Origin of the sequence: Microcystis sp. LE19-131.1A, from assembly GCF_027532015.1 — a bacterium.
In the GTDB taxonomy this organism is placed as follows: Bacteria; Cyanobacteriota; Cyanobacteriia; order Cyanobacteriales; family Microcystaceae; genus Microcystis; species Microcystis ichthyoblabe_A.
Genome location: NZ_JAPZSS010000187.1, coordinates 1 through 10,695, shown reverse-complemented (window position 1 = coordinate 10,695; position 10,695 = coordinate 1). Strand labels below are relative to the sequence as shown.

Here is a 10,695-nt window from a genome sequence, read left to right as displayed (position 1 = left end):
TAATACAGTGAGTTCTTTTCTTCTTCCGTGAATTCTAGGTTAATCATGTTTTTAATGAGTGCTTTGCTTCTAATTATGACTCTTAAACTATACTATTGTCCTTGAGTAAAAAATGCAAGTTGCAGCCGTGCAAAGTATAGCTGTTACCTCTACGTTGACGCTGACGGAAGTTTTGGTGTATCCATTACGCTCAGGCAATGTAGAACTTGCCGGCCAGTATCGTGATATTCTTCTCGATCAAGAAAACTTAATTAGGGTTTGCTGTATAGTTCCCCAGAGGGAATCTAGGAGCCACACAGTTGGCAAAATGGTAGTTTCGTCCCTTAGTTTCTCAATTTTATCTGGCGTTCGCTCATAAAAGTGCCAGGGTTTTGAGTCCCTCCGATCGATTTCTCAACGTTTGTTTCTGGCACTTTTTTGGCTGAAAAAGTAACAAAACCCTTTTCTGGTAAGGCTTTCACTGATATTCAGCCAGCCCTAATTTAGGTTAACTACTCCCCCACAAGCCCGCTTTTAAGTACATATATTCTACCTTTTTGTGATTGCTATTTTGAGTATCTTACCTATACCCTACTGAATTTTACCTATCAATCTACTTTTCGACTGCAAAAACCAAAATCAGTCCATATCTTGACTGCAAAAACGGTATTTTAACTTTATATGGGCCATTGACAAGCCTAAAAGCTTTCTTTAAACTAGATTCAGTGCATAAACAAAAATTCCGATAAGTACCTATTGCAGTAGGACTTCTCGGACGTTTGTATGTACTTAATTGTTTTTGGACATTTTTTCAAGGTTAATTATGACTCAGATCACATCGGCTGTCAATGACGACGGCTACCGTTCCACTGCTGACATCGTACACTGTCAAAGACAAGATGAAGCGCAGACTTTAGCTTTCGCTGATTCGGCCACATCAGGAGCGAGAGTTTTTATTTGTCATGTTTACGAACAGGGGGGAAGAACTCATCTAGTTTTTTCTCTACCTTGTAGTCTGCTGATTGAATTGGCAAAATTACAGAGTGCTGAAGCTAAAAAGAATAAGTCTAACGCGGACGAAGTCATGAACAGACCACTTATTCCCCAGCACGTTAACGAGATTGCAAAGTATTTGCTAGATACGGACCAGTATATTTTGCCCCCATTCATCTTTAACTCGAATACACCGATCAAAGTTTTTACCTATGGTGCAGGTCCAGTCAAATTCGGTTATGCTGTTATGCCAATAGATGTAGAACTTTATGTTACTGATGGTCAACATCGGTTAAAAGCGATCGAAAAAGTTTTACCTGAAAAACCTGACTTGCGTAACGACAGCGTAACTGTGCTGGTAGTTCAAGAAGCAGATATGGATCAAATTCATCAAGATTTTGCCGATTGTGCCAAAAATAAACCCATACCTCCCGCTTTATTGGCTGCTTTCGACGTTACCGATCCTCTTGCTAAGTTGACTCGGACAATTACTAAAGATTTAGTCATTTTCAATGGACGGATTGATAAAATCTCTCGTACTATCGGAAAAGACACCAAATATATGTTTACTATGAGTCAGTTAAGAATCGGTGTCGCTGAATTTCTTTTTGGTTCATCTCGAAAACCAGTTATAGAATCTCATTCTCGTCAAAGTAAGAGTGAATTTTTCCTGATGTTAGAGAGATTAAAGATTTTTTACACAGAATTCGCCAAAAACAATGATACTTGGCGACTTTTGCTACAACCTGCATCTCAAACGGTCAATCTCAACTTGTACGATCTCAGACAACAGCGTGTGGATTTTAATACGGTTGGGTTTCAGGTACTTAGTCGAATTGGACATTTAATCTTTTTTGGACAAGAATTCACTGATTTACAGCGAGAAGCTCTAATTAAAGCACTTGCGGGTTTGGATTATACCCGTGACTCAGCTTTATGGCTAAATAGTATCGTGATTGATGATGCTGGTGCTAAAAAGATAGTTACACAGACAACAGCAGTCGATAAAGCGTTTAAAATCGCCAGAGATGCTGTACAAGAGAAAACTGGGATAGTTTTAATCTAGTTTCGAGTAGATTTAGAGCAATTCAGTCTTATATACCTTCTGAAATCACAAGCAGAGATCGAGCAGTTTTGCTTTATCTCTCTTTTCCTGTGACTATTGATAGGTTTTACTAATTAGACATACAGTATAGAGAGGAGAACTTTAAAAGCATATATGTAATGACCGCAATCCAAACCTCTCTACTACCGAATCGTACTATTGATGAGTTCGTAGAAGATATTAAACTACTGACTCAAGAAGTACAAAAGCTCTACTGTTTAGATGAGATTCCTTGGATTATTGGTGTTTCTTGGGGAAAAGATAGTTCAGCAGTTTTACAGTTAATCTGGAATGCGATCGCTGATTTACCATTAGAGAAGCGACAAAAAACTATTCATGTGATCACCACCGACACAATGGTTGAAAACCCCATTGTCTCTGCATGGGTTAGAAAGTCAATGGAAAAGCTGGAAAAAGCTTCAGAAGCTCACAGAATGCCATTTAAATCACATTTACTCTATCCTGCTGTGGAAGATCGCTTTTGGAGTGGATTAATAGGTAAGGGTTATCCTGCTCCCCGTTTGAAATTTCGTTGGTGTACTGGAAGACTGAAAATTAACGCTTCTAATAACTTTATTCGTGAAGTCATCAGAAATTGTGGGGAAACAATATTAGTTTTGGGAATCCGCAAAACAGAAAGCTCTCGTCGTGCTAAGGTGATGGAAAAATTAGAAGCTAAAAGACTTCGTGAGCGTTTGAGTCCTAATGCAAATATGCCCAATTCTCTCGTTTATAGTCCGATCGAAGATTGGCGTACTGATGAAGTATGGATGTACTTAATGCAGTGGGAAAATCCCTGGGGAGGAGACAACAAAGAATTATTAGCAATGTATCGAGGAGCGACTGCGGATAATGAATGTCCCCTAGTGGTAGATACCTCCAGTCCTAGCTGTGGAAGTTCCCGTTTTGGTTGTTGGGTTTGTACTTTGGTAGATAAAGATACATCTCTGAGTATGATGGTTCAGAATGACCAAGAAAAGGAATGGTTACAACCACTCGTAGAACTCAGAAATGAATTAGACCTTTTGGATGATAGAGAGAGACGTGATTTTCGTCGTCTTGTTGGGAAAGTACAATTATTTGAAAGAAACTTAAATGGAGAAATATCGATCGAACCGATACCCGGCCCTTATACTAAAAAATGGCGGGAATATTGGCTGAGAAGGGTATTAGAGGCTCAGGAGAGCGTGCGTACTAATGCGCCAGAGGATATGAAAGATATTACCCTAATTACCACGGAGGAACTCAGCGAAATTCGCCGGATTTGGAGGGAAGAAAAGCACGAATTTGATGACCAATTACCGAAGATTTATAAACAAGTGACTGGAGAAACTTTTCAAGATCCGCGACCGGGAGCGGATAATAATCTTTTGGGGAGTGAAGAATGGGATATCCTCGCGGATATCTGTGCCGAGGATTCCATGCACCTAGAATTATTGGCTAAACTTATCGATACAGAACGTCAATATTTTCTAAAAATCTCTCGCAAGGGTATTTACAAAGACCTAGAAAAATGCTTTGAGTCTAGTTCTCGTAGTAAAGAGGAAGCGATCGAAAATGCTCGTTATGTCTATGATCTAAAGAATGCCGCTCAAAGTGGCAATATTGCTCAGGTGAAAGAACAACTCAAGGAGAGTTTTAGTGAACCGGAAAAAGACCCACAAAAACAGTTAACTTGGGCCAGTATGAAATTCCCTACAACCGATGAGGAGGAGGAATAACGGGTTTATTTTACCCGTAAACTGGCGATCGAGTTGACCATCAATAAAATTACTGTTTCCCGATGACGAGATGAAACCCTACCAAAAAATTCCTATTCGTGAATGTGGGGAACCCCTAGTACCTATACCCGCAGATAAGTTTGTTATCCCTTCTCCCCATGCTTACGAGAAATTAGGAGCTAATTATCGCGGTAAATCTCCCTATTTTTTGCGACAAGGGGTGTTAAATCCCCTGATTGATGCTCAAAACCGTCTGCAAGTCTATCAACCCGGTTGGCAAATTTTGATTTTTGATGCCTATCGACCGGTGGAAGTGCAACAATTTATGGTCGATTATAGTTTTCAGACTCTCCTAGACACAAAAGGATTAGCCAGAGAGAAACTATCGGAGGCAGAAAGTCAAGCGATTTTAACAGAAGTTTACACTATTTGGGCGGTTCCCAGTGATAATGCCGCCACCCCGCCACCCCATAGTACCGGAGCAGCGATCGATATTACCCTAGTGGATGAGAAGGGACAAGCGATCGACATGGGGGGAGAAATCGATGAGATCGGAGAGCGATCGCATCCCGATTATTATATCGCCGCAAAAAGCCCGCAAGAACAGAGCTATCATCAAAAACGAGTTTTATTGGCTAAAGTGATGAAGGAGGCGGGATTTAGCCGACATAAGGGGGAATGGTGGCATTTTTCCCTAGGGGATCAGATGTGGGCCTGGTCGCTCGATCGAGCCTACGCTATCTATGGCAGAGTTGAGGATTAGGGAGATAGCTGTTAGGGGTAAACTGAAAGCAGCTGGTCTATATCAATACTGATATACTAACAAAAGAAGACTCAAAGCTTAGACCGGCTTCTGATCGATGATCGCCAAAATTTGCTCAACAAAAGCTTGGTGATCAACCACTGGTTTAGAAATATAACCATCGGCCCGACTCTGCTTGAGAAAATTCTCTCGATCGCCTTCCATAGCGTGAGCAGTGACGAGAATAACGGGTAAATCGGCGGTTTCGGGGTTAGCTTTGAGAATTTGGCTGATTTTAATGCCATCTACCGCTTTCCCTTCATAGACACTATGGGAGAGGGAGACATCCATTAAGATCACGTCCGCTTTCTTGTCCCGAGCAATACGAAGCACTTCTTCCACATCTTCAGTCCCTTTGACCTCTAGACCACCTCGTTTGGTCAAAATTTTGGCAAAAACGCGAAAATTTATCGGGTCGTCTTCTACAATCAAAACAGTCGTCATAGGGAAGCTCAGGGATAAACAAGGTTAAAACGGGCAAAATGCCTTATGATTCACAGCTAGACAGATTAAAAACGAGAGACTCATGGCCAAACAACTGGATTTCTTAGCTACTGGTCAAATTATACCCACGGCCTTACACCAAGAGATGGAACGCTCCTATCTAGAATATGCCATGAGTGTGATCGTGGGGCGAGCCTTGCCGGATGTACGCGATGGACTAAAACCAGTCCATCGTCGCATATTATACGCTATGCACGAACTCGGTTTAACCCCCGATCGCCCTTTTCGCAAATGTGCGCGGGTGGTGGGGGATGTCTTGGGTAAATATCATCCCCACGGCGATCAGTCAGTGTACGAGGCACTGGTTCGTATGGTACAGGATTTTTCCAGTCGTTACCCACTTTTATCGGGCCATGGTAACTTTGGTTCGATCGATAACGACCCCCCGGCGGCCATGCGTTATACCGAAACCCGTTTGGCCGGCATCGGCGATCAGGCGGTTTTAGGGGGAATTAGCGATGCTATCGTTAATTTTAGCAGTAATTTTGATAATTCTCAACAGGAACCCGTTGTTTTACCCGCTCAGTTACCGATACTGATTCTTAATGGTTGTTCGGGTATTGCGGTAGGGATGGCGACTAATATCCCTCCCCATAATTTAGGGGAAGTGGTGGAAGGTTTAATCGCTTTGATCGATAATCCCGATTTAAGCGAGGAAAAGTTAGTAGAAATTATCCCCGGTCCCGATTTTCCCACGGGAGGCGAGATTTTAGATGATACCGGCATTCGCGAGGCCTATCGCACCGGTAGGGGGATTATTCCCGTGCGCGGAGTGGCGAAAACTGAAACAATTATCATTGAGGGCAAGCGCCGAAGGGAAAGGACGGCAATTGTGGTTACTGAGTTGCCTTTTCAGGTGAATAAGGCGGCATGGATTGAAAAAATCGCCGAATTAGTTAATTTAGGGAAATTGGAGGGAATTGCCGATATCCGCGATGAAAGCAATCGCGAAGGCATTCGGGTGGTGATTGAATTAAAGCGGGAAAGTCAACCGCAGCAGGTTTTGGCCGCTTTATACCAACAAACGGCGCTGCAGACTAATTTTGGGGCGATTATCCTGGCTTTGGTTGATAATCAACCGAGGCAGTTGTCTTTAAAACAAGTTTTACAGGAATTCTTGCACTTTCGAGAAACAACTCTCACTCGTCAGTATGGCGATGAGTTGCAACAGGCCAGCGATCGCTTACACTTAGTCGAGGGTTTATTATTAGCTTTGCAGAATATCGATCGAGTGGTGGATATTCTCAAAAATGCTCCCGATGGGACGACGGCTAAGTATCGTTTTCAGGCAGAATTGGGCATTAGTGACCCTCAAGCTGATTCTATCTTAGCTATGCCTCTGCGTCGTTTAACCGGTTTGGAAAGACAAAAGTTAGAGACGGAAGCGACGGAATTACAAACAAAAATTCAACAGTTAGAAACCCTCCTCCATAACCGTCAGGAGTTTCTCAAGTCTCTGAAAAAAGAATTGCGATCTTTAAAGAAAAAATTCGCCGATAGCAGACGGACAAAAATTCGCACCGGCAAGTCGGGGGACAGGAGACAGGAGACAGAAGGGAAGAAACAGGATTCTGTGGTGAAAAAACAGGAGACAGTCCCGATGAAAAAATTTTCACCCCCACAGACGAAAGAGGTTTCCTTACCTACACCCCACACCCCACACCCCACACCCTCTTTCAAGGCAGAAGTTAAAAAACAGGAGAATAAAGTTAAGAAAAAGCCTGAGAGTGAGAATGCACCGAGTTTAAGCCTATTTACGCCCCAAGAACCCCCAGAAAATGCGATTTTATTGCTTGATGCCGAAGATAAAATTAGTTGGACGACACCGGAAGAGCGAGCGCCGGACCGGGGTTTAATTATCTATCAACAGGCGATCGAAAAACGGGAAAATTTTCTAGTTATCCTCGATAATGCTAAAGCTTACCCGATTGCTATCCGGGAAGTCCCCCCGCAAGCGAATCAACCGGTGTTAATCGACCGTCTGCTGACCAAAACCGCCCAAAAAGAGTCAGAAGCGGTGTTAAATCAATTTTTCTTGACGGAACCTCAAAAAAATCAAGAATTGCTTTTACTGAGTCAACAGGGGCGAATAAAGCGACTTTCCATCAATGAATTAGAGGGGGTTGGTAGTCGGGGTTTGTCCCTGATGAAATTGAAAGAAGACGATCGCCTATATGCCGCTCTTTTTACTCACGAAGGCCTAGACTTAGCGATCGCCACCAGTAGTGGTCGGGTGTTGCGTTATCCTGTGCGCGAGGAATTATTGCCAATTATGGGTAAATCTGCCCAGGGTTTAGCAATTTTGCGATTGCGCTACGGGGAACATCTAGCTGGCTGTGTTTCTCTCCCCCATCGGGAAAATCTGCTGCTGATTTCGGGATTAGGTTACGGAAAAAGACTGGCGATCGAGAATTTACGCCTATCACAATTAGGCGATCTTGGTTCACCCGCTTTACAATTCGTCAACAAACAGGATAGTTTAGCGGCCATGGTAGCGGCGCGGGCGGGGAGTATAGTGTTATTAAGTACCAATCAGAATCGAAAACTACCCTTAGAGGTGGAAACTGTGGCAGTCACGGGTAAAGACGGGACAGGTTCACAATTAGTCAAACTCAACCCCACAGAAAAAATTATCAAAGCACAATTGTTACACCATCTCTAAGTCAATGGCGAAAAAACCGAAAAATGTTGCTCGTAAACACCGAAATTGGCAAAAATGGTTAAAACTAACTCTGGTCGCAGTTTTTGGGTTTATTATACTTAATTTAGCGATTAATTTAGCCATCCGCTGGCCAATTAATCAACAAAAACCCGTTGATGCCATCTTAGTTTTGGGGGGCAGCATTCGTCGGGAAATTTATGTGGCCAATCTGGCCAAGCAATACCCCAATATACCGATTTTAATTTCCCAAGGCTCGAAAGATCCCTGTATTTTATTACTATTTGAACGGGCAAAAGCACCAAAAACTAACGTCTGGTTAGAAAAGTGTGCTAATTCTACCTTCGGCAATTTTTTCTTTGCCGTGCCAATTTTAAAACAATGGGGAGTACATAAAGTAAAAGTTGTCACTTCTCCTACTCATTTACCCCGCGCTAAATGGTTAGCAGAAATTCACTTGCAATCCCACGGTATAGCAGTAGAAATTGATGCAGTCAGAGAAATTGGTATCCCTGGTAATCACGAATCAAAGCTAAAAACTGGTTTAGATGTGACTAGAAGTATAATTTGGGCTTTTGTCGGACAATTAATCTCTCCCCCCTGTTGGCAAGTCATTCCCTTAAATTCCGTTGATTTAGAAGCTTGGCGCGATCAAGGTTTTCAATGTGAATATCAAGGTAAGATCAGCTAAACCATCCTCTCCCAGTTAGTTTTTTAGCGGCTGCATCCCATGTTTGTAAATCCACTAAGTTGGGGTTTTTAAAGGCAAACTCTCTCTTCCCATTTGTCACTTCCCTATCCCTTTTAAACAGGATTTAGTATGATCCTAAATCCTGTTATTAAAAACTGATTTTTATTCCCCCTTTTGCCTCATACCTCATGCCTCTTGCCTGTCCTAATATGTAGCCTATAATCAACGGATTTAGTATCAGAAACCCGATCGGGAATTTGCGATCGCATCTAGAGCCAGATTCAGTTTCAGCACGTTAACCCCCGGTTCGCCGAAGATGCCGAGAAAGCGCTCGTCGGTGTTTTTGATAATCAGTATCTCCACTTGATTCGTCGGTAATCCCCGCACCTGCGCCACCCGCTCGATCTGCGCTCTGGCGGCCTCTGGGGTGATATGGGGATCGAGACTGGAACCGGAGGTATATACCAGAGCTGCGGTGGGTTTGATTCCCGCTTTCTCTAATCGGGGAATCTCCCCCTCTATAGCTTTCGCCGGATCAGGATCGGGTTTTCCTTTAATGCGATCGATCAATACAGGGTTACTGGGAGCTAGGTTACTCGCTCCCGAAATTCCGGTTTGCAAGATCTTGTTAGGATCGTTTTTCGGATCGGCCGTACTGTAGTCGGTGGTACTCGGACGACTATTAAAATAGCGATCGCTGGTGAAAGGTTGCCCAATTAGAGCCGAACCCACCACTTGACCTTGATTATTGGTAATTAAACTCCCGTTCGCTTGCCAGGGAAAAAGAATTTGACCGATGGCGATCATCGAGAAAGGATAGATCAGCGCAGTGATCACCCAGAGAACTAGGGTAGAACGGATGGCTCTACCGGCCTCGCGTGCAAAACTCATGATTAAAACCTCTCCGGTATAAAGATGACAAGGAATAGGTAGATAAATAAAGCAAAAGCGACTAATCCTAAAAGGGTTAATGCGAAGGCTTGCGCCCTATTTATAGCACTTCCCGTAGAAGCTTGAACGATGGAGGAGAAAAGAATTGTTAGACAGAAATTTAAGAAAATATACCAAAAAAATCGGTATTTTCTAAGGGATACTTTCATAAGAATTAGAGTTTTTGGGCGATTTGTTTTTGCCAGTAAATCAAGAAAATAAGTAGGTAGGCGTTAAAAATTATCAGACACCCCCCTTATCAAGGGGGGATTAAGGGGGGATCGACACCCCCCTTATCAAGGGGGGATTAAGGGGGGATCAAAGACAAAATCTATTTTCAATTTAATTATAACTACTTACTTAGCTGTAGTTGTCGATAGGTTATCTTTTTCCCCTTTTTCAATTCATAGTTAAGAATACATTGGCCTACATATCTAGCCAAATTAATAGGAACAGCATTGCCAATCATTTGTTCTAGATTAGATTTTGTTCCTGTAAAAATAAAGTCTTTAGGAAAAGTTTGAATATAGCTTCGCTCCCTCGTTGTTAGCGGTCTTAATTTTTCCTTAAGATGACAAGCATCACCGGGATGTTGTCGATAGGTTTTGGGAACTGGTCGATTTACTCCTCGAATAGTAGGGCTAGGTTCATAAATACTGAATATCGCCCTTCTTTGATAGCTTCTAGGATGTCTATAATAGTATTCTATATCTAATTCTTTGCCCATATAGTCAAATACAGTCAGAGGCTGACTTGATAGATTTTCATTAATTTCATCGATTAAAAAATCATCTTCTTCCTTCATTTTACCGATCAGAAAATATCTTTTTCTAGTTTGAGGAACTCCGCAGTAACAAGAATTAATAACTTTTCCAGTTAAACCATAACCATGGCTTTTAAAAATTTGTTTTGCTTGAATGAGTATTTTACTTTTCTCAATTCTATCCACATTTTCCATAACAAACCATTGGGGACTTACTCCAGTTACAATTTCAGCGAATGTGAGCGTTAGATTCGCTCGTCCTAAACCCTCGTCTCTCTTACCCGCACTGGAAAAGTCTTGACAAGGAGGGCTGCCGACAATAATCTCAGGATTATATTGAGCAAATATTTCTTGGCTAGATTCTCTAGATAAATCGACATTAAATATCGGATGACTAAAGTTATTTCTGGCTCTTCGGGAATTGTTATGCAAATAATTAACTTAAAATAAAATTCGATGAGAGCAACTACGCTCAAAAGTAGCTGAAATTCATACAGGAAAGGACTTAAGGCACAAATAGATTAATACCAAAAGATAGACAATCGAGT

Annotated in this window: 9 protein-coding genes; 5 read left to right on the top strand and 4 right to left on the bottom strand. The window is 42.2% G+C overall.

Annotated features, from left to right (window positions below; translation table 11 throughout):
• The first annotated feature begins 802 nt into the window (after positions 1–802).
• The 3 genes from O9323_RS14435 (at position 803) to O9323_RS14425 (ending at position 4,561) form a co-directional block, all read left to right on the top strand.
• Positions 803–2,038, top strand: a complete 1,236-nt coding sequence (locus O9323_RS14435) for a DNA sulfur modification protein DndB (protein WP_002732807.1) — start codon at positions 803–805, stop codon at positions 2,036–2,038.
• A 158-nt stretch (positions 2,039–2,196) separates the two neighbouring features.
• Positions 2,197–3,798, top strand: coding sequence for a DNA phosphorothioation system sulfurtransferase DndC (gene dndC, locus O9323_RS14430; RefSeq protein ID WP_004158911.1), 1,602 nt, complete (start codon positions 2,197–2,199; stop codon positions 3,796–3,798).
• A 70-nt stretch (positions 3,799–3,868) separates the two neighbouring features.
• Complete coding sequence (locus O9323_RS14425; protein ID WP_004158907.1) at positions 3,869–4,561, top strand: M15 family metallopeptidase; 693 nt, start codon at positions 3,869–3,871, stop codon at positions 4,559–4,561.
• Between the two features lie 78 nt (positions 4,562–4,639).
• Here O9323_RS14425 and O9323_RS14420 read toward each other — a convergent pair whose 3' ends face one another.
• Complete coding sequence (locus O9323_RS14420) at positions 4,640–5,044, bottom strand: response regulator (protein WP_004158905.1); 405 nt, start codon at positions 5,042–5,044, stop codon at positions 4,640–4,642.
• Positions 5,045–5,126: 82 nt separating this feature from the next.
• On the opposite strand from O9323_RS14420, the gene O9323_RS14415 reads away from it, so the two are divergent.
• The gene (locus O9323_RS14415; protein WP_288125326.1) at positions 5,127–7,766 is read left to right on the top strand and encodes a DNA gyrase/topoisomerase IV subunit A; all 2,640 of its coding nucleotides are present in this window, start codon (positions 5,127–5,129) and stop codon (positions 7,764–7,766) included.
• 4 nt (positions 7,767–7,770) lie between these two features.
• A complete protein-coding gene (locus O9323_RS14410; protein ID WP_002734010.1) occupies positions 7,771–8,454 on the top strand; it encodes a YdcF family protein in 684 nt (227 codons plus the stop codon).
• 237 nt (positions 8,455–8,691) lie between these two features.
• On the opposite strand, the gene kdpC is transcribed toward O9323_RS14410, so the two are convergent.
• From kdpC to O9323_RS14395, 3 genes are all read right to left on the bottom strand, one after another.
• Positions 8,692–9,345 (bottom strand): K(+)-transporting ATPase subunit C, encoded by a 654-nt coding sequence (gene kdpC, locus O9323_RS14405; protein ID WP_288125325.1) that lies wholly within the window; start codon positions 9,343–9,345, stop codon positions 8,692–8,694.
• A gap of 2 nt (positions 9,346–9,347) precedes the next feature.
• Positions 9,348–9,554 carry a potassium-transporting ATPase subunit F gene (locus O9323_RS14400; RefSeq protein WP_193978809.1) on the bottom strand — a complete coding sequence of 69 codons (207 nt, stop codon included), beginning with the start codon at positions 9,552–9,554 and terminating at the stop codon, positions 9,348–9,350.
• 182 nt (positions 9,555–9,736) lie between these two features.
• Complete coding sequence (locus O9323_RS14395) at positions 9,737–10,579, bottom strand: DNA cytosine methyltransferase (RefSeq protein WP_288125324.1); 843 nt, start codon at positions 10,577–10,579, stop codon at positions 9,737–9,739.
• Positions 10,580–10,695 lie beyond the last annotated feature (116 nt).

Excerpts from the sequence above, each read along its gene's own strand:
- O9323_RS14435 (WP_002732807.1), top strand. The coding sequence starts at position 803 with ATGACTCAGATCACATCGGCTGTCAATGACGACGGCTACCGTTCCACT.
- dndC (WP_004158911.1), top strand. The coding sequence starts at position 2,197 with ATGACCGCAATCCAAACCTCTCTACTACCGAATCGTACTATTGATGAG.
- O9323_RS14425 (WP_004158907.1), top strand. The coding sequence starts at position 3,869 with ATGAAACCCTACCAAAAAATTCCTATTCGTGAATGTGGGGAACCCCTA.
- O9323_RS14420 (WP_004158905.1), bottom strand. The coding sequence starts at position 5,044 with ATGACGACTGTTTTGATTGTAGAAGACGACCCGATAAATTTTCGCGTT.
- O9323_RS14415 (WP_288125326.1), top strand. The coding sequence starts at position 5,127 with ATGGCCAAACAACTGGATTTCTTAGCTACTGGTCAAATTATACCCACG.
- O9323_RS14410 (WP_002734010.1), top strand. The coding sequence starts at position 7,771 with ATGGCGAAAAAACCGAAAAATGTTGCTCGTAAACACCGAAATTGGCAA.
- kdpC (WP_288125325.1), bottom strand. The coding sequence starts at position 9,345 with ATGAGTTTTGCACGCGAGGCCGGTAGAGCCATCCGTTCTACCCTAGTT.
- O9323_RS14400 (WP_193978809.1), bottom strand. The coding sequence starts at position 9,554 with ATGAAAGTATCCCTTAGAAAATACCGATTTTTTTGGTATATTTTCTTA.